Source organism: Pseudochrobactrum albidum (assembly GCF_051851455.1).
Taxonomy (GTDB): domain Bacteria; phylum Pseudomonadota; class Alphaproteobacteria; order Rhizobiales; family Rhizobiaceae; genus Pseudochrobactrum.
Map to the genome: position 1 here is coordinate 122,360 of NZ_JBPVTR010000021.1, position 19,612 is coordinate 141,971.

The following is a 19,612-nucleotide window of genomic DNA, read 5'->3' on the forward strand; positions in this document are numbered from 1 at the left end:
TTGATATAAAAAAGGCCGGATTATTCCGGCCTTTTGTTGTTTATGCGCGGCGAAGATCCGGCGGTGTTGCCTCTTCACGTAAAGAATTGAGCACGGCATCAAGCGCCATCGGCGTCTGATCGCGTGAGCCAAGACGGCGCACATTAACGGTGCGCTCCTCCGCCTCACGCTTGCCAAGCACCAGAATAACCGGCACTTTCTGCAAAGAGTGCTCACGCACCTTATAATTGATCTTCTCATTGCGGAAATCGGTAACAACCTGCAAGCCGGCTTTTTTAAGAAGACCTGTCACCTCGCGGCCATAATCATCCGCCTCGGAGGTAATGGTTGCCACCACCACCTGCACCGGCGCAAACCATAACGGCATATGCCCGGCAAAATTCTCGATAAGAATACCAAGAAAACGCTCCATCGAACCACAAATGGCGCGGTGGATCATAACCGGCTGCTTCTTCTCAGAATTATTATCAATATAGAAAGCACCGAAACGCTCCGGCAGGTTAAAATCAACCTGTGTTGTGCCGCACTGCCATTCACGGCCGATCGCATCTTTCAGCGTATATTCAAATTTAGGCCCGTAAAACGCGCCCTCGCCGGGCAGGATGCCGGTTTTAATACGGCCGCCGGAATTGGCTTCAATCGTCTTGAGCACTTCACTCATCACGCTTTCCGCACGATCCCACAATGCATCATCGCCCACGCGCTTTTCAGGGCGGGTAGAAAGTTTGACGGTAATTTCATCAAAGCCGAAATCGGCATAAGTTGACAGGATAAGATCATTGATGCGCAGGCACTCATCGGCCATCTGCTCATCCGTACAGAAAATATGCGCATCATCCTGCGTAAAACCGCGAACACGCATCAAACCATGCAGCGCACCGGAAGGCTCATAGCGGTGGACATTACCAAATTCCGCCAGCTTGATCGGCAAATCGCGGTAAGATTTCAAACCATGTTTGAAAATCTGCACATGCCCCGGACAGTTCATCGGTTTTAATGCAAAAACGCGGTCATCTTCCGTATCATCACCTGCTGTGGTGACCTTGAACATATTTTCCTTATACCAGCCCCAATGGCCGGAGGTTTCCCAAAGGGATTTATCCAGCACCTGCGGTGCATTGACCTCCTGATAATCATGGGCATCAAGGCGGCGGCGCATATAGCTGACAAGGTTCTGGAACATTTTCCAGCCCTTGGCATGCCAAAAAACAACGCCAGGCCCCTCTTCCTGAAAATGAAACAGATCCATTTCGCGGCCTAAGCGGCGGTGATCACGCTTTTCAGCCTCTTCCAGCATAAGAAGATAAGCCTGAAGATCGGCATCATTGGCAAAGGCCGTGCCGTAAATACGTGTCAGCATCGGATTATTGCTGTCGCCGCGCCAATAAGCGCCTGCAACCTTCATCAGCTTGAACGCACTGCCAATCTGGCCTGTGGAAGCCATATGCGGCCCGCGGCACAAATCAAACCAGTCGCCCTGATAATAGATTTTCAGATCCTGCCCTTCAGGAATCGCATCAATCAGCTCAACCTTATAGGCCTCGCCTTTATCAGCAAAAACCTGTTTGGCCTTTTCGCGTGACCAGATCTCGCGGGTAAACGGCTTGTTGCGTGCAATAATCTCACGCATTTTCTTTTCAATAACCGGCAGATCATCGGGCGTGAAAGGCTCATTGCGCGCAAAATCGTAATAGAAACCGTTTTCAATAACCGGTCCGATTGTAACCTGTGTGCCCGGAAAAAGCTCCTGCACAGCTTCCGCAAGAACATGGGCGCAATCATGGCGGATCAATTCCAGTGCGCGCGGATCTTCACGGGTAATAATCTCGACTTTGCCTGATGCGCCCAGTGGCTCGGACAAATCACGCACCGATCCGTCAACGGCATAAGCGACAGATTTTTTTGCCAGTGATTTAGAGATGGATTCGGCAAGCGCGGCACCGGTCATAGCCGGATCATAATCGCGTTTTGAGCCATCTGGAAATTCGAGAGTAATAAGATCAGACATTGTCATCCCCATCCAGTCCCGCCAACGATTGCGGGTGGTTTGCATGTAAAAAAATCAAGCTTTTTCAGCAAGTAATAATGCTGACGCTTCCGGTTTATGGTGAAAGCGTTTCAGTCTTTATAAAAACGCCGAAGCACCCAATAAAAATGCCCGCCCCTGCAACACCAAATGCAGCTATGCGAGCCAGCATCCTATAATCAATCTTAAAACAGAAAGAAACCACAACCACACAAATAGCGACATTTATTCCGCATCACTCTGCTGCTTTGCTGCGCAAATGTGCCAATAGCGCCACGGCAGATACCATTTATATCGCGCATCAAGCTGTTCCGGCACACGATCAATACCGCAAGTGCCAAAAGGCCCGCAACGCATAATCCGGAACAATCCCATCCAGCCGCCTGTCCACAAACCGTAACGGGCAATAGTCTCATAGGCATATTCAGAACAGCTTGGCATATGACGGCACGAATTGCCGATAAAACCGGAAAGGGTAAGCTGATAAAGCCGCACCAGTCCGGTGCCAAGCAAACGATCAGGTGTTTTGCGCCATACGCCCTGATAATTACGGCTGTAACGCTTTTTCCGCTGATGCGGGGAAGATGAACACATGGCTATCCGGCAACCGTCCGCAGCGCCTGCCCCTCAATCTGATCAAGACAATCCACAACAGCATCAAAAGTCAGCAATGTTGAGGCATGGCGGGCTTTATATTCTCTTACCGGTTCAAAAAATCTGAGCTCCTCAAACCGCCCCGTTGGCGGCGCGCCGTTTTCTTTCAGCATGGCAATCATCTGCGCACGCAAGGCGCGCAATTCTGCAGCTGAACAACCAATGATATGACGCGCCATAACCGCAGAAGTGGCCTGCCCCAGCGCACAGGCCTTCACCTCATGCGCAAAATCCGTCACCACGCCGTTTTCCACTTTCAGATCAACCGTAACGGTTGAACCGCACAATCTGGAATGCGCCGTTGCCGTGGCATCCGGCGCTTCAAGCCTGCCCAGACGCGGAATATTACCCGCAAATTCAAGGATACGGGCATTATATATGTCATTAATCATCCGGCATCTCCCCGCCGCAAGCCAAACCCGGTTTCTTTTATATAAAGGGATATTTAAAAGAAACCGAGATAAATATTCCGTTATCCGCCTCTATTGCGCATAATCAAACTTATATGCGACATAAAACGACTGTGTTTCCCCTTTTAATATCCTTCACATACTCTATATAGGTTGAGCACTGGCCGGCTGAAACCGTTTCAACCGGTAAAATATGAATTGGCAGATGAGCCCTTGGCGGCATTCTGCACATGCCAGACATAACTGCCAAGCCTTCAGCGCTACCGGCTTTATTTTATATGTACATAGAGTGCACATAAAAAAGCAGCTGAGCAAGCTTCGTAACAGTGTCCGTTTAACTCGTCTTTCCTTGAGAGAAAGACTACGGGAGCTCGATATGAACAAGCATATTTCCGATACCAGCAGTAATACTAAACCTGCAACAGGCGTAACACAGGCAGAAGCTGAAGCTGCGGTAAAAACATTGCTGTTATGGCTGGGGGAAGACGCCTCCCGCGAAGGCTTGATTGAAACACCAAAACGCGTGGCCAAAGCCTATAAGGAGCTGTTCTCCGGTTATCGCCAATCCCCTGAAGAAGTGCTGGGAACTGTTTTTGAAGAAGTATCCGGCTATTCTGATATGGTTCTTGTGCGCGATATCAGCTTTTATTCCCATTGTGAGCACCATATGGTGCCGATTATCGGCAAGGCGCATGTCGGCTATCTGCCTGATGGTGCTGTTGTTGGCTTGTCAAAAATTGCCCGCGTGGTGGATATGTTCGCCCATCGCCTGCAGACACAGGAAAGCATGACTGCGCAGATTGCCAACAGTATTCAGGATATTCTCAAGCCGCTCGGCGTTGCAGTGATGATTGAAGCTGAACATATGTGCATGGCTATGCGCGGTATCCGCAAACAGGGCTCAACAACGCTGACCACCACTTTTACCGGTGCATTTGAAAATAATGCAACACATCAGATGCGCTTTATGACAATGCTGAGGAATAGCTCATGATCGCCCTGCCAGAGGATTTTCCCGCCCAGACGGATAAACACAGCACCGAAGAAGGCAGTATTTTTGCACCGCGTTTTGATGCTTCCGGCCTGATCACCGCCGTTGTTACCGATGCCCGTAGCGGCGAATTGCTGATGGTTGCCCATATGAATGCGCAAGCCCTGCGCCTGACATTGGAAACCGGCATTGCCCATTACTGGTCACGTTCACGCCAAAGCCTCTGGAAGAAGGGAGAGACTTCCGGCAATTTGCAGACAGTAACCGAGATACGCACCGATTGTGATCAGGACGCCTTATGGCTGAAAGTAACTGTGGCCGGCAACGGACCAACCTGCCATACCGAGCGCCATTCCTGTTTTTATCGCACGATTGCGATTAAAGATGGCAAAATAACATTAAATAAATAATTCAATATGTTACGCTAATAAGCTAATAAATTGATTTTAATAAAATTAAAGCCCTGCACAAAGATAAATTGTGCAGGGCTTATTTTGTCTGGAGGACGCTCCTTCCGCCACTTATTAAAGAGCAGCGGAAGAAATCTTGAAAACGAGAGGCATCTCCGCCTCAGCCAGGTTCATTAGAACTTGTAGTTTACACCAACACGCACAGTGTGGAAGTTGGTTTTAACTTTTTCAGCATCGTCAACGAATTTAACTTTGCCGAGATCGGTATAGAGATATTCTGTTTTCAGGGTTACATTGTCTGTGAAGGCATGCTCAATACCGGCACCAACAGTCCAGCCAGCGCGGGTTTTGGAAACGCTACCGTAAGAATCATCGGTCGCATCATAGCCTTCAATTTTAACCTTACCATATGCAAGACCAGCTGTACCATAGAGCATGGTGCGCTCAGCAATATCTGCACCCAGACGGCCGCGAACAGTACCAAACCACTGAATTTTAGCCTTGCCATAACCCTCATAAGCACCGCTTGCATCGTAGAGGTCTACAGTCTTCTTCATTGCAGAGCCCTGGAAGTCCAGTTCGATACCTGCAACAACCTGGTCAAACTGCCAGTTGTAACCAGCCTGAGCACCGCCAACGAAACCACGTGGCTTGATGCTTTCATCATAGGCTTTCATCTTGCCGAAGCCGTAACCGGCATTCGCACCGATATATGCACCTTCCCAGCTGAATGTGTTCACAACAGCAACAGGTGCCGGTTCATTGTAAACAATAGCATCAGCAGCCATAGCGGAACCGGAGATCAGAACGGCTGCAGAAGTTGCGAGAAGAACTTTGTTAAACATAATATACCTCAACAAGTTTGTTTGAGTGTGTTTTACACCTTTCGGAAAAAAATGCTGTAACAAGTTTGCAACACCAGTCTGCAGTAAAACACATGGTTATTTTTTTATTAAAAAACATATCTTGAAATTCAATCCAGAAAACACAAGAAATATATAAAAATATTATTGATATAAACTAATTTATATTGGTAACATATTTTTCATATTAATATTTTTTATTATAGTTTTAATATAAAGATTTATTAATTACTATTAATTACATTATAGACACAATTATGCCTTAATGTATAATCTTATTATTACGCATCTACTTACCTTATCAGGAGCTAATGTATGATACCATGGATCCACCGCCTCCGTTCCGCCACGATTGACAAGGACGACAATTTACCAGCTGAACCGGAAAAACCTGCAATTATTAAAACTCCGCAGCCTATTGCGCTTGCCCTTGGCGGCGGTTCTGCCCGCGGATGGGCGCATATTGGCGTGTTACGCGCGCTTGATGAGGCCAAAATCCGAATCTCCATGATTGCCGGCACATCGATTGGCGCTTTGGTTGGCGGTTGTTATCTGGCAGGCAAGCTTGATGAGCTTGAAGCATTCGCCCGCGGCCTCACGCGCAGGCGTATGTTCAGCCTTATGGATATTACATTGCGCGGCAGCGGCTTATTTGGCGGCATGCGCCTTGATCGCAAATTGCAGCAGCATCTTGGCGGGCTGAATATAGATGAGCTGCCCTGCCCCTATGTCGCTGTAGCCACAGAATTGCGCACAGGTCATGAAGTATGGCTTTCCACCGGCTCCCTTATATTGGCTATGCGAGCATCTTATGCCCTGCCCGGTATTTTTGAGCCAATTCGCTACGATCATCGCCTGCTGGTTGATGGCGCACTGGTCAATCCGGTGCCGGTTTCCGTATGCCGCGCCTATGAACAGCCGCTGGTGCTTGCAATCAACCTTAATTATGATCAGTTCGGCCGTGCGGCCGTTGTCAAATATTCCAGTCCGGCGCGCGCCGGCCATGACGATATTATAAATGCGGCTGATGCCGGCATTATCAGCCGCGAATCCCGCCTTGGCATTACCAATGTGATGATGGATGCCTTCAATATAATACAAGACAGGATTTCCCGTGCACGCATGGCCGGCGATCCGCCGGATATCGCTTTAATGCCAAGTATCGGACATATCGGGCTCACGGAGTTTCATCGCGCGGCAGAGACGATTGATATCGGTTATCAGGAAACCATGAAACAGATTGAAAATATCAAAAGGCTGCAGCACGTAGCATTCTGACCTCTGTCACGAATACGAATCTCCCGTTCCCGCGGCAGTTTTAAATCGTTGCCTTGCTGCACACAGCCTTTTGGCGCATGAATACCACTTGCTCCAACCCGTTACACCAACAATAAATACCTTATTTTACAGGCGAAAAACGCTATCTGTGAATTATTTTTAAAAAAATGCAATGAAACGAATAATTTGGCTTGTCACTGCAATAGTGATTTGCTACATCGCCCCCACCGAAGCAGTTCGGTTTCTACCACACTAGTGCGGTCGTGGCGGAATTGGTAGACGCGCAGCGTTGAGGTCGCTGTGGGGCAACCCGTGGAAGTTCGAGTCTTCTCGACCGCACCATTATATCATTATGATGATTGAGATTTAAAATACTCAATTTAAAGATCTATCATAAAAACTTCATTTATCAGCTCCCAAGTCCCCCATTTTCCTTCATTAAAAGGCTCGGAACAATAGCCTCACCATCGTTCATGTGTTTTTCTGCTGATAATGAGTAAATTAAATCACATCCCATAACCCATACACGCCAAGCAGACACACACAGCGACAGAACTTATGATGTGTGGTCATCATCCGGCGGCAATGGACAATGAATAACATTGAGCTATGCACAAGGTGCTTTCATCGTAGCCGGATTATAAAAAGCTCTTCCCGCATATAGTCAATTTGACATCTGGATTTTGATACAACAAATCTCTACCTGATAGTCATCATGACAAAAAACACCCCTGCAAAGAATCAACTCATCCATCGTGATGATATTTTTACCTGTTTTCATGCGGCAGAAGGTGCGCCGCCCGTTGAATGGCGCATTGCCGACGGCCTCACCTCCTACCCTGATGCCGAAGCCTTTATGGAAGCCCGCGTGGCAGCAATACGCGATGGCAGCGCCAATGAGCTGGTCTGGCTGGTGGAGCATCCGCCGCTTTATACAGCGGGCACCAGTGCCAAACAGGAAGATCTTCTCGCACCGGATCGCTTTCCGGTTTATAAAACCGGCCGCGGCGGGGAATTTACCTATCATGGTCCCGGGCAGCGGGTTGCCTATGTCATGCTTGATCTCAAGCGGCGGCGTGAGGACATCCGCGCTTTTGTTTCTGCCCTCGAGGAATGGATTATCCGCACATTAGACAGCTTTAATGTGAAGGGTGAGCGTCGTGAAGACCGCGTTGGTGTGTGGGTTGTGCGCCCTGAAAAACCACGCCTTGCTGATGGTTCCGCGGCGGAAGATAAAATCGCTGCAATTGGTATTCGCCTGCGCCGCTGGGTCAGTTTTCATGGTATTTCCATCAATGTAGAGCCGCAGCTTGAAAATTTTGGCGGCATTGTTCCCTGCGGCATCGCTGATCATGGTGTTACCAGTCTGGTTGATCTGGGGCTGCCGGTTACGATGGATGACCTTGATCTGGCTCTTAAGCAGAGTTTCAAAGATATTTTTGGTGATGTAAAATAATAGAAATATTTAATAACATATTGAATTATAAAACAAAGGCAGCGCAAAGCTGCCTTCTTTTTGTATTTCAAGCTGTCAGCAAGGCATTTTCCACCTCGGCACTGCGCTTGCGCTCCCGGATAAAGACATAAATACCCGAGCCAATGATAATCGCAATGCCACACCATTTTGACAGGCTCGGAAAATCGCCAAAAAACAGCAGGCCAACAGTTACCGCCATGACAATTTCAACATATTGAAATGGTGCCAGAATGGATGCCGGCGCCAATTGAAATGCCTGCACCACCAAAAGATGGCCAATTGCTGCAAAAACACCAACCATAATCAGCATAAACCACGGAAAGAGCCCGTGAGGCAGTGCAAATTGCAGATCTGAAATGGCAGATATATCACCATAAACCATTACCAGAGCCCCCATAATACTGCCGCCAATACCGGCATAAAACTGCATGACGACAGGTTGCTCATGAAGGCCAAACTTGCGGTTGAGCACCAGATAAATCGCAAACAGCAAGGCAGAAATAAGCGGTAGAACCGAAAGCCAGCCAAACACAGTCCAGCTTGGCTGAATAACAATAACGGTACCAAGAAGCCCCACCAGTACCGCTGTCAAACGCCGCCAGCCAACCTTTTCATTGAGAAATATCATTGAAAGCACGGTGAGAATAAGCGGCTCCACAAAAAACACCGCCAAAGCATCAGCCAGAGGCATATATTTTATTGCAATAAAAAAGCACAGACTGCCAAGCGCAAGCAGACAACCACGCAAAATATTGCCCCAGAAATGCTGCGTTCTAAGCCCCTGCCCGCCGCTTAAAACGAGCAATGCCGCAAGGCTGATAATAGCTTGCACAAAAAACCGCATAAAACTGATGGTTGCCGGCGGAATATAATGTTCCATGGCCAGCCATTTGCCGGTTGCATCCATCAAGGGCACAATGAGCATAGCGCAGATCATTGTGATCATGCCGCGAATATGCGGCTGTAACCGGTTCTGCATTTCTGTCATCACTCCTGCAGCTTTGCTGCATAATTCATTCAGCCGATTTTTACCGGCAGGCATTATCCGGTTACCACTGCAATGCGGTTGTCACTTTTCATCATGGCCGGCTTGTTTAGGCAATATTTCTTATCTTGCAACTGCAATAGGCACAGCACTTTATACGCTGTCGTCACTTTAAGGCCACAGCAATTGCCTTCATCTCTTTTTCAAAATCTGCCAGCCACGATTTGACAAGCCGCAGAGAATTGTCCAAACAAAGAAAACTGCGGAAAAGTCGGCATAAACAACACCTGAAACAGAACGTAAAGCGAACTTTTGTCGCTTTAAATGTTTAAACATGCCAAACTCGTAATGATTCGATTTCCGTATCTTATTTTTATATTGCTGCACCAGCGGGCAAAGCTGAGCTGGCTGCACAATATGTAAACCAGTTTTAATAAACGAACAGGCCGGCCATTTCACATGGATGACAGCAACGATCTTTTTTCGAATATTCTCAGCAATGCGCGCGAAAGGCAGGCAAGCCAGCCGGAAACTTCCGTGAATATTGCCGCGAACGCGTCACCAGATGCCAAATCGCCGCCCAGGGCACAATCTGCAACTCAGGCCGTGTTAACACCCGCCGCCGCTGCCTTGCGCCCTGCCCCGTCCGGCTCTGACGGCAGTGATTATAATGCCTCGGCCATTCGTGTGCTTGAGGGGCTGGAGCCTGTGCGTCTGCGCCCTGGCATGTATATTGGCGGCACGGATGAAAAAGCACTGCATCATCTGTTTGCTGAGGTGATTGACAATGCCATGGACGAGGCAGTTGCCGGCCACGCCAATTTTATTGAAGTTAATCTGGATGCGGAAGGTTTTCTGACTGTCAGCGATAACGGGCGTGGTATTCCGGTGGAAATTCACCCGCAAGTGCCGGGAAAATCCACTCTTGAAGTGATTATGACCAAGCTGCACGCGGGTGGTAAATTTGACGGCAAGGCCTATGAAACCTCCGGTGGTCTGCATGGCGTGGGGGTTTCTGTTGTCAATGCGCTGTCTGATTTGCTGGAAGTGGAAGTGGCGCGTGCCCGCCGGCTTTATCGCCTGCGCTTTTCACGCGGTTTGCCATTGGGGGATCTGGAAGAGCTGGGAGAGGTTCACAACCGCCGCGGTACGCGGGTGCGTTTTCATCCGGATCCGGATATTTTTGGCAAGAATGCCAGATTTGATCCTGAACGCCTTTATCGCATGGCGCGTTCAAAAGCCTATTTGTTTGGCGGTGTGGAAATTCGCTGGTCATGCGACCCTTCATTGCTCGACCCCAAAAAAGGTATTCCTGAAAAAGCAGTATTTCATTTTCCCGGCGGGCTTAAAGATTTTCTTGCGGTTTCTCTCGGCAAGGAATTTATGGTTACGCGGGAGATATTCGCCGGAAAAACGGAAAAACAAGGCGGCCATGGCGCGGTTGAATGGGCTGTGGCCTGGTATGGCGGCGATAATTTTGTTCATTCCTATTGTAATACAATTCCCACCGGTGAAGGCGGCACCCATGAGGCGGGCTTGCGCCTTGCCCTCACCCGCGGCCTGAAAGCCTATGCAGAACTGACAAATAACAAGCGCGCTTCAGTAATCACCACGGATGACGTTATGATTTCATGCGCGGCGATGATGTCGGTCTTTATTCGTGAGCCGGAATTTGTCGGCCAAACCAAAGATAAGCTGGCTACGGTTGAGGCGCAGCGCATTGTTGAAAATGCCATCCGCGATCCGTTTGATCATTGGCTTGCAGCCTCTCCGCAGGAGGCATCCAAATTACTGGATTGGGTGATTGAACGTGCGGAAGAGCGTTTGCGCCGCCGTCAGGAGAAGGAAACCAGCCGTAAAAGCGCCACGCGCAAATTGCGCTTGCCGGGCAAATTGGCCGATTGCACACAAAATTCAGCGGCAGGGGCAGAATTATTCATTGTTGAGGGGGATTCGGCCGGCGGCTCTGCCAAACAGGCGCGCAACCGCACCAATCAGGCAATTTTGCCATTGCGAGGTAAAATTCTCAATGTTGCCAGCGCCGGACGCGACAAGCTGACAGCCAATCAGCAAATCGGAGATTTGGTGCAGGCACTGGGCTGCGGCACCCGCAAAAATTACCGTGAGGATGATCTGCGCTATGACCGCATCATCATTATGACGGATGCTGACGTGGATGGTGCGCATATTGCATCGCTGCTGATTACTTTTTTCTATCAGGAAATGCCGCAACTGATTACCGGCGGGCATCTTTTCCTTGCTGTGCCGCCGCTTTATCGTCTTAGTCAGGGCGGCAAGGTTGCCTATGCACGGGATGATGCCCATAAGGATGAACTGATCCGCACTATGTTTAACGGTAAGGGCAAACTGGAAATCGGCCGTTTTAAAGGCTTAGGTGAAATGCGCGCAGACCAGCTCAAGGAAACCACGATGGATCCGGCCAAACGCACCTTGCTGCGTGTGGATCTGGCAGAAGATGAACACGGCTCCACCAAAAATACAGTGGATGACCTGATGGGCACCAAGCCTGAGGCTCGGTTCCGTTTTATTCAGGAAAATGCTGAATTTGTGCAGGAACTGGATATTTAAACCATTTACATTGCCAAAGATGCAAAGCAATTTTGCGCGCATAGGCTTTGCGCGCAAAATATACAAACCATATAAAACACATAATATGTGAAACTGAGAGCACTTCAGTGTTTTTATAAAAAAACTGAAAGTGCTTTTATCCTGCCCGCGGCTGTTCAATAATCATCCGGATCAGGGATGCGGCCAAAAGCAATTTTGCCGCCAATATAAGCCCCCGGCGCAAGAGAAGGGCCAAGGCTCAGTGCATTTGCGCCAAATTGTCTGCGCACATGATCAAGCGTATCCGATACCTGTTCCCAGCGTTGCCGGCATTGTATTTGCTGCGGCTCATCAAACAGATCATGGCTCTCCACCACTTCGCCGGTAAGATTATGCAGATAAATATGCACATTTTTAACGCGCCGGAAATCAATTGCGCGAAATTCCCTATGCAGCAGCAATCTGCGATGCAACTGCGCGAGACAGGAAAGAAAACAATGATCATCGCGCGAGGGCGGAAATACCCCTTCTACAGAAACAGCATCATGCCCTTTGACCCGCCAGCCATAAACAAGCGCTCCGGCGCGATAATGCTCCTTGCGCAGGCGCCGCGCGGCACTCATACATAAAAGACGTGCACATTGCAGAATTTTATCCGGTTGCCGCCAGTCGCGCGGTAAAACGCGGCCATGGCCGAACATGCGGCGCTGTGTTTCCTGTTTTTCTACCGCATAGCCGTGCAGGCTGGCAATAAACCGCTCTCCCTCAACACTGCCCCAGACAGCACGCCCCTGCTTCGGGCTGATTTGCCAAAGCTGTTCAACCATTGTGATACCGCAGCGATGCAGCCGCGCCTCAACACCGGCGGCAATGCCCGGCAAATCACGCAATTGCAATTGCAATTGCAAAAACCGATGCGGAATATCTTCCGGACGCACAATCACCAAACCATCCGGCTTTTCAATCTCCGCAGCGATCTTGGCCAGCAATTCATTGGGGGCAATGCCGATCGAACAGGTCAGAGCCGGGCCAATTTTTTCCCGCAATCTTTGTTTGATCGCCTGCCCCAAAGCTTCTGCCTGCCGCGCCTCTGAAGGCAGCAAACGACAGACCAGTTCATCAATCGAGCGCACATTACCAATCGGCAGCACCGTATCAATCACATCCAGTATCTTATGATGCAATTTTACATATTGATCCGGCCGCGCCTCAATAATCACCATATCAGGGCAGCGTTGCCGCGCCTCACGCACTGATGTGCCGGTTTTCAGCCCCAGTATTTTTGCCTCCTTGCTGGCAGCAATCAGCGAGGTAAATTCACTGTTATGGGGCACAATACCAACAGGCCGGCCTTGCAGCTCCGGATGCATCTGCTGCTCGGCGCTGGCAAAAAAACTGTCAAAATCAAGATAGAGCCGCTCCGGCAAATCTGGTTTACGCATGGTTTTGCTCCGCAATAATTGCAGAACAAAATAGGAACATTGGAATGGTTATGCAAGTGAAATTACAATTTCACCTGCATTTTCACTTTTTCCACAATCCGCAACAGGCTGTCCGACCATTCATCAAAATGCTGCACAATATAAAAGCCGCATTTTTCATAAAGCCTTATCGCCGGAAGATTACGTGCATGCGTGCCAATTTCAGCCGTATTAAAACCAAGCATGACAATTTGTGCCAGCAGCGCATCAACCAGCATTGTGCCAATTCCCTGCCCGTGATGAGCGGGATCAACCCAGATATCGGAAATATAATTCTGGTTAGTGTCGCGCGCGCCCCAGCCGCATATTCTGCCACCCTGCTCCGCGACCAGAATTTGCGCCGGACACGCCTGCGCAAATTGCAGAAAAGCCAGTTCAACGCGTTTGCGCTGCCCCGGCTTTTCTGTTTCATATGTAAAAATATAAGAGCTCCAGGCATCAGCGCCGATGCGGGCAATCACCGCGCAATCAGCATCAACGGCCTGCCGGAGCCGCACAGGATTTTACCACCAGCGTTTTGGTGCAAAATGTCCGGCTGCCTGCTCAATCACATGAGCGGCCTGAAACAGCACCTCTTCCTCAAACGGGCGGCCAATCAGCTGCAGGCCGAGCGGCAGACCATTTTCAGACAGACCGGCAGGAACCGAAATGCCCGGCAAACCGGCCATATTCACAGTAACGGTAAAAATATCATTGAGATACATTTTCACCGGATCAGCTGCCAGTTCCTTATCACCCAGCTTAAAAGCTGCTGATGGTGTTGCCGGTGTCAGGATTGCATCAACGCCGGCAGCAAACACATCCTCAAAATCTTTTTTGATCAGGGTGCGAATTTTCTGCGCCTTGACATAATAGGCATCGTAATAACCGGCAGACAACACATAAGTGCCGATCATGATGCGGCGCTTCACTTCCGCGCCGAAACCTTTGGCGCGGGTGTTTTCATACATTTCAACAATATCTTTGCCCGGCACCCGCAAACCATAGCGCACGCCATCATAACGCGCCAGATTGGATGATGCCTCAGCCGGCGCAACAATGTAATAAACAGCCAGTGCCTGCTCTGTATGCGGCAACGAAATATCAACAATTTCCGCACCGGCATCTTTCAGCCACTGCACGCCCTGCGCCCATAATTTTTCAATTTCTTCCGGCATGCCTGCCACGCGATATTCACGCGGGATACCGATTTTCATACCCTTAACAGATTTGCCAAGCGCAGCTTCATAATCCGGCACCGGCAAATCCACAGAGGTTGTATCCTTCAGATCAACAGAAGCCATGGATTTGAGCAAAATGGCGCTGTCGCGCACATCGCGGGCAATCGGCCCTGCCTGATCAAGCGAGGATGCAAAGGCAATCGTACCCCAGCGGGAGACACGGCCATAAGTCGGCTTGATGCCCACAGTGCCGGTAAAAGCCGCCGGCTGGCGGATGGAGCCGCCGGTATCGGTGGCAGTTGCGCCGGCACAAAGGCGCGCGGCAACTGCGGCAGCAGAACCGCCGGAAGAACCGCCGGGGACCAGCTTGTCATCCGAATTATTGGCGCGCCACGGGCTGACAACAGGGCCGTAATAAGATGTTTCATTGGAGGAGCCCATGGCAAACTCATCCATATTCAGCTTGCCCAGCATAACCGCCCCGTCTGCCCAGAGATTGGCGGTGACGGTTGATTCATATTCCGGCTTGAAACCATCAAGAATATGCGAACAGGCCTGTGTATGGTCGCCCTTGGTGGCAAACAGATCTTTCACCCCAAGCGGGATACCTTCCAGCGCGCCGGCCTCGCCTTTTGCAAGGCGCTCATCCGATGCCTTGGCCATTGCCCGCGCTTTATCATGAGTTACGCTGACATAGGCGTTGATTTCACCATTGGCGCTGTCAATTGCGCTCAGATAGGCTTCTGTCAATTCGCTCGCGGTAAAGGTTTTGGCCTTCAGCTTGTCACGCGCCTCGGCAATGGTGAGTGCGGTTAAATCTGTCATTATATAAAATCCTGTTCGGGCTTTTCAGGGCAAGCCCGCCACTGATAAAACCGGTGTTTAAAACCGGGAGAAAACTCTCTTTTCAAAAGTGGCAGGCAAAAAACTGATCGGTAGCTTATTCAATAACTTTGGGCACCATAAAGAAGTTTTCTTCAGAGACAGGCGCATTGGCAACAATTTCCGCAGCAATATTACCGTCGGACACCTTATCCTCACGCAAGCGCATTGCAGTCGGAATAACTGAGGTCATCGGCTCCACACCATCCACATTCACGCTGTCAAGTGATTGCACAAACCCCAGAATAACATTGAGTTCGCCGGTCATTTTCTCGGCCTGTTCCTCAGTAACCGCGATACGCGCAAGATGCGCAACGCGTTTAACTGTAGCTAAATCGACGGACATGTCGCTCTCCGATTAATGCGAACCGCGGCAGACAGGCTGCACATGCAAACCATGATATAAACCATAATGCATAGCCATTTCTGGCCGCGATAATTTTTCCTTAAACCGGCTATAACCCCGCACCCGCTCAAGTGCAATATTGGCATTGAATTTAAACCTGAAAAAACAGCAAAGGCCAAACCTTATTACGCCTGACTGATTTACAAATACACGTTTACAAATACACGGCAAAAAAATTGGGATTTACAAGAGAAAATACGCAGGCTACCCCACATAATGAATTTAAAAATTTTTAATAATCAGGAATTTTTTAATGATTTATCGAGCCCTGATGACAATTGTCCTGCTTGCGTCAGGTGGTTGTGCTGCTCCCCGCCCTGTAATTACAGAATATAATGGCGCATCAATTAAAATAAGCGTACCCAAAGCCTTTGCCGGCACAAGCCCGCGTCCGCAAGACTACGCAGAAGCGCAAAGAATATGCAGTACCACACAAAAACGCGCTGAATATGCATCGACTTTTGAAAATAAAAAACATTTCGTCGATTATCTGTTTCTTTGTTTGTAATATTTTACCAAAACAGAAAAACTTAAGATGCAAAATAAATTTAATCATTTTGCATCTTAAACAGCGTTCAGGTGCAGCCTGTCTAAATTACCAGGCTGCCGCCTATTTCAGGCACTTTGACCTCTGTATTTGTTTTTTCCATACCGCGCACAAAATCATCCGCTGTTTGATCCAGCAAGCCAAATGTGCCGTAATGGCAGGGAATGGCAAGTTTCAGCTGCGGAAAATAACGCTGGCAGGCCAAAGCCGCAATGGCGCCGCCCATGGTAAAGCGATCACCAACCGGCACCAGCGCAACTTCCGGAATATGCAGCTCATTGATCAGCGCCATATCCGAAAAAATATCTGTATCCCCCATATGATACAAAACCGGCTCGTCATCATCATTAAAATGAAAGACCAAGCCATTGGGATTACCCAGAGAATGGGAAACCCCGTCTTCTGTTAACGTGGCAGAAGAGTGCAGCGCATTGACGAATGTAACCGAAAACCCGTCATGAAACACTGTGCCACCGGTATTGCCGGGATCCACCTTTTCCACACCCTGATGTGCAAGCCAGCCGGCAAGATCGGCATTGGCAATCACCGTTGCGCCGGTTGTTTTGGCAATGCGTATTGTGTCGCCTACATGGTCACTATGGCCATGCGTGAGTGCAATATGTGTCACATCTTTGATTGCCTCAGCAAAATCCAGTGCCGAGCCGGTCGGGCTCTGGCTGATAAAAGGATCAATCAGGATTGTTGCCTGCCGGATTTCAATACGAAAAGCAGAATGGCCAAGCCAGGTTATTTTCATGATATTCCCTTTATCGCTTCCTGTTGATATAGCCACAGATATGACGCAGCGCACAATGATTGCAAGATATACACGACATATCATCAGGCAGCTCAATAAAAAGTGAGAGCATTTTACAGCCAAACCCCGCCCTGCAGGCTATTATTTTAGTGCGGCATGCAACAATAGCCAATCACCAGATATAACAAACCGGAAAATAAACCATGACAGTATCAACAATTGAGGAGCTTGCTGCAAAACCGGCTGATGGCCAGCTTATTGCCGGTCTTGATCTGGGAACCAAAACCATCGGCATTGCCGTGTCGGATTACGGATTATCCTTTGCCCATCCGCGCCCTGTACTGAAGCGGCGTAAATTTACACAGGATGCACAAGAATTGCTGGAATTGCTGGCCAAAGAGAATATCTCCGCCATAGTGATTGGCCTGCCGGTGAATATGGACGGCAGCCATGGCCCGCGTGTTCAGGCTACCCGTGCATTTGTGCGCAATATGGAAAAGCTGACCGATCTTCCGTTTATCTACTGGGATGAGCGGCTTTCAACCGTTGCCGCCGAACGGGCGCTGATCGGCATGGATGTTTCCCGCGCCAAACGTGCGCAGCGCATTGATTCCGCGGCTGCCGCATTTATCCTTCAAGGCGCGCTCGACCGCCTGCGCATTTTGCGCAAAATAAGTATATAATGAGCATTTTGCGCAAAATAAATATATAATGCGCATTTTGCGCAAAACAGCATGATAACGGGCAGAACTGTTGCTGCCCTGATCATTCCTGCGGATAAAGCGCATTAATAATGCCCTGCGCATCATGGCGGGCATCAATCATGCCATAGGTAGTGCGCCACTGGCCGCCAAGCCGTGTTTCAATAAAAGCATCGGCAATATGATCTGCGCCAAGCTCCTTCAGGCAGGCGGCGCTGGCAGCCAGCGCCATTTGCTCTGTCAGCAGGCGTGATGCGCCCTCATCTGTCATGGTCACCTGCATGGCAGCGCGCAACACATCCACCGTGCCCTGGCCGCGGCGGCCAAGCTGGGTGCCGATCCATTCCAGCACATCATCAAACAGGCGCGGTGCACGATGCAAAACACGCACAATATCCAGCGCCATCACATTGCCGGAACCTTCCCAGATCGCATTGACCGGCGCCTCACGATAAAGCCGCGCCAGCAATCCTTCCTCAACATAGCCATTACCGCCAAGGCATTCCATCGCCTCATAGAGCAGTGCCGGTGCAATTTTTGCCACCCAATATTTAACCACAGGTGTCATAACGCGGGCAAAAGCAGCCTCTGTCCGGTCATTGGCCGCCATATCAAAGGCGCGGGCAAGGCGCAGCGACAAGGCCGTTGCCGCAGCCACATCCAGTGCCATATCTGCCAGCACACGGCTCATCAGCGGCTGGCTGATCAGTGGCACACCACCCACATGGCGGTGGCGGGCATGGTGCACCGCTTCGCTCAAGCCGGCACGCATCAACCCGCTTGAAGCCACGGCACAATCAAGGCGGGTGAGTGTTACCATATCAATAATGGTCTTAACACCCTGCCCCGGCTCGCCAACCATCTGGCCAAGCGCATTTTCAAACTCCACCTCGGAAGAGGCATTGGAACGATTGCCGAGCTTGTCTTTCAACCGCTGAAAGCGGAAACCATTCCCGCTGCCATCAGGCAACAGACGCGGCACCAAAAAACAGGACAAGCCCGATTTATTATCGCTATTTTCCCTGCCATTGACCTGCGCCAGCACCATAAATGCATCAGACATCGGCGCGGACATAAACCATTTATGCCCGTTGAGACGATACACATCATTGCCCGCATGATCCGCACGGGTTGTATTGGCGCGCACATCCGTGCCGCCCTGTTTTTCTGTCATGCCCATGCCAAGCGTGAGGCCGGCCTTTCTGACCGGCGGCTTGTGGGAAGGGTCATATTTACGGGTGAGAATACGCGGCGCCCATTCATTATAAAGCGCAGGCGATGTCATCAGCACAGCCAGCGAGGCACTGGTCATGGTCAGCGGACACAGATGGCCGCATTCCAGTTGCGCCGTCAGATAAAAACGTATTGCGCGCACCTGATGCCGGCGGCTGGCTTCGGGTGATTGCTGCGGGCTGTTTTCCCAGATAGAGGAATGCAGGCCATGGGCAACCGAACGGCGCATCAACGCATGATAGGCCGGATGATATTCCACCTGATCAATCCTGTGCCCCTGCCGGTCATGGGTTTGCAGGCGCGGTATTTCAGAATTGGCAAGCCGCGCCATTTCCTGTGCATCGCCGGAAAGCACAAAGCGGCCGGTTTGTTCGAGCTCTTTTTGCAGGCTCTCGGAAAAACGTGCCGCACATTGCAAAAGCAACGGATCACTTAAATAGGCATTATATTGCGGTGCGGGCCGGCCTGCCAGATTTCTGGCAACAGAATATGGCAGCGAATCCGGCGCATAATTGATGCGCAACGGAACCTGATTGGTGACTTCAGAAACATCTGCGGGTGTTTTAGCCGACATATCCCATCCAATTTTAAAGAACTGAGCCGGTTTATTTACCGGATATGCTCCGGCGATTTAAGCCGCCATTTCTGGTTTATACATGATTTTTGCGAATCCTGATCATCGCGCAAGGATATTCTTTGCGGCCAAATTATAAATATCCTCTCAATAATGTGCTTTTTTGCGCAAAGCGGTGCAGTGTTTATTCGACAAAAGTGCAAAAGCAT

17 protein-coding genes, 1 tRNA gene and 1 pseudogene are annotated in these 19,612 nt (G+C 49.8%); 8 read left to right on the forward strand and 11 right to left on the reverse strand.

Features of this window, described 5'->3' with window-relative positions:
• Positions 1–40: 40 nt before the first annotated feature.
• The 3 genes from thrS to ACSTTO_RS06365 form a co-directional block, all read right to left on the reverse strand.
• Entirely contained in the window at positions 41–2,008 is a 1,968-nt protein-coding gene (gene thrS, locus ACSTTO_RS06355) for a threonine--tRNA ligase (protein WP_439272312.1), read from the reverse strand.
• A 243-nt stretch (positions 2,009–2,251) separates the two neighbouring features.
• Entirely contained in the window at positions 2,252–2,620 is a 369-nt protein-coding gene (gene yidD, locus ACSTTO_RS06360; protein WP_439272314.1) for a membrane protein insertion efficiency factor YidD, read from the reverse strand.
• A 2-nt stretch (positions 2,621–2,622) separates the two neighbouring features.
• Positions 2,623–3,072: an iron-sulfur cluster assembly scaffold protein gene (locus tag ACSTTO_RS06365; RefSeq protein WP_439272316.1), complete on the reverse strand. Its 450-nt coding sequence runs from the start codon at positions 3,070–3,072 to the stop codon at positions 2,623–2,625.
• A gap of 394 nt (positions 3,073–3,466) precedes the next feature.
• Between ACSTTO_RS06365 and folE the strand changes: the two genes are divergently transcribed.
• Both folE and hisI read left to right on the forward strand, forming a co-directional pair.
• Positions 3,467–4,084 (forward strand): GTP cyclohydrolase I FolE, encoded by a 618-nt coding sequence (gene folE / locus ACSTTO_RS06370; protein WP_439272317.1) that lies wholly within the window; start codon positions 3,467–3,469, stop codon positions 4,082–4,084.
• Positions 4,081–4,491, forward strand: a complete 411-nt coding sequence (gene hisI / locus ACSTTO_RS06375) for a phosphoribosyl-AMP cyclohydrolase (RefSeq protein WP_439272318.1) — start codon at positions 4,081–4,083, stop codon at positions 4,489–4,491. Before folE ends, hisI begins: the two co-directional genes overlap by 4 nt.
• 173 nt (positions 4,492–4,664) lie before the next feature.
• Here hisI and ACSTTO_RS06380 read toward each other — a convergent pair whose 3' ends face one another.
• A complete protein-coding gene (locus tag ACSTTO_RS06380; protein ID WP_439272320.1) occupies positions 4,665–5,336 on the reverse strand; it encodes an outer membrane protein in 672 nt (223 codons plus the stop codon).
• A gap of 333 nt (positions 5,337–5,669) precedes the next feature.
• Between ACSTTO_RS06380 and ACSTTO_RS06385 the strand changes: the two are divergent.
• The 3 genes and pseudogenes from ACSTTO_RS06385 to lipB form a co-directional block, all read left to right on the forward strand.
• Positions 5,670–6,332: pseudogene (locus tag ACSTTO_RS06385) on the forward strand (patatin-like phospholipase family protein); the annotation flags it as partial.
• 557 nt (positions 6,333–6,889) lie between these two features.
• Positions 6,890–6,974, forward strand: a tRNA-Leu gene (locus tag ACSTTO_RS06390).
• A gap of 373 nt (positions 6,975–7,347) precedes the next feature.
• Complete coding sequence (gene lipB / locus ACSTTO_RS06395; RefSeq protein ID WP_439272322.1) at positions 7,348–8,088, forward strand: lipoyl(octanoyl) transferase LipB; 741 nt, start codon at positions 7,348–7,350, stop codon at positions 8,086–8,088.
• Positions 8,089–8,155: 67 nt separating this feature from the next.
• Here the strand turns inward: lipB and ACSTTO_RS06400 are convergent, their stop codons facing one another.
• On the reverse strand, positions 8,156–9,097 hold the full coding sequence (locus ACSTTO_RS06400) for a DMT family transporter (protein ID WP_439272323.1): 942 nt from the start codon (positions 9,095–9,097) through the stop codon (positions 8,156–8,158).
• 603 nt (positions 9,098–9,700) lie between these two features.
• On the opposite strand from ACSTTO_RS06400, the gene parE reads away from it, so the two are divergent.
• Positions 9,701–11,683 carry a DNA topoisomerase IV subunit B gene (gene parE / locus ACSTTO_RS06405; RefSeq protein WP_439272492.1) on the forward strand — a complete coding sequence of 661 codons (1,983 nt, stop codon included), beginning with the start codon at positions 9,701–9,703 and terminating at the stop codon, positions 11,681–11,683.
• A 155-nt stretch (positions 11,684–11,838) separates the two neighbouring features.
• On the opposite strand, the gene ACSTTO_RS06410 is transcribed toward parE, so the two are convergent.
• The 4 genes from ACSTTO_RS06410 to gatC form a co-directional block, all read right to left on the reverse strand.
• The gene (locus ACSTTO_RS06410; RefSeq protein ID WP_439272324.1) at positions 11,839–13,104 is read right to left on the reverse strand and encodes a Y-family DNA polymerase; all 1,266 of its coding nucleotides are present in this window, start codon (positions 13,102–13,104) and stop codon (positions 11,839–11,841) included.
• A 62-nt stretch (positions 13,105–13,166) separates the two neighbouring features.
• A complete protein-coding gene (locus ACSTTO_RS06415) occupies positions 13,167–13,640 on the reverse strand; it encodes a GNAT family N-acetyltransferase (RefSeq protein ID WP_439272326.1) in 474 nt (157 codons plus the stop codon).
• Positions 13,641–13,646: 6 nt separating this feature from the next.
• Complete coding sequence (gatA, locus tag ACSTTO_RS06420; RefSeq protein WP_439272327.1) at positions 13,647–15,128, reverse strand: Asp-tRNA(Asn)/Glu-tRNA(Gln) amidotransferase subunit GatA; 1,482 nt, start codon at positions 15,126–15,128, stop codon at positions 13,647–13,649.
• 115 nt (positions 15,129–15,243) lie between these two features.
• Entirely contained in the window at positions 15,244–15,531 is a 288-nt protein-coding gene (gatC, locus tag ACSTTO_RS06425) for an Asp-tRNA(Asn)/Glu-tRNA(Gln) amidotransferase subunit GatC (protein WP_439272328.1), read from the reverse strand.
• A gap of 331 nt (positions 15,532–15,862) precedes the next feature.
• Here gatC and ACSTTO_RS06430 point away from each other — a divergent pair, with 331 nt between their 5' ends.
• The gene (locus ACSTTO_RS06430) at positions 15,863–16,099 is read left to right on the forward strand and encodes a hypothetical protein (protein ID WP_439272330.1); all 237 of its coding nucleotides are present in this window, start codon (positions 15,863–15,865) and stop codon (positions 16,097–16,099) included.
• A gap of 82 nt (positions 16,100–16,181) precedes the next feature.
• Here ACSTTO_RS06430 and ACSTTO_RS06435 read toward each other — a convergent pair whose 3' ends face one another.
• Positions 16,182–16,895 carry a metal-dependent hydrolase gene (locus ACSTTO_RS06435; protein WP_439272332.1) on the reverse strand — a complete coding sequence of 238 codons (714 nt, stop codon included), beginning with the start codon at positions 16,893–16,895 and terminating at the stop codon, positions 16,182–16,184.
• Between the two features lie 203 nt (positions 16,896–17,098).
• Here ACSTTO_RS06435 and ruvX point away from each other — a divergent pair, with 203 nt between their 5' ends.
• Positions 17,099–17,578, forward strand: a complete 480-nt coding sequence (gene ruvX / locus ACSTTO_RS06440) for a Holliday junction resolvase RuvX (protein ID WP_439272333.1) — start codon at positions 17,099–17,101, stop codon at positions 17,576–17,578.
• 82 nt (positions 17,579–17,660) lie between these two features.
• Here ruvX and ACSTTO_RS06445 read toward each other — a convergent pair whose 3' ends face one another.
• Positions 17,661–19,403 carry an acyl-CoA dehydrogenase family protein gene (locus ACSTTO_RS06445; protein ID WP_439272335.1) on the reverse strand — a complete coding sequence of 581 codons (1,743 nt, stop codon included), beginning with the start codon at positions 19,401–19,403 and terminating at the stop codon, positions 17,661–17,663.
• Positions 19,404–19,612 lie beyond the last annotated feature (209 nt).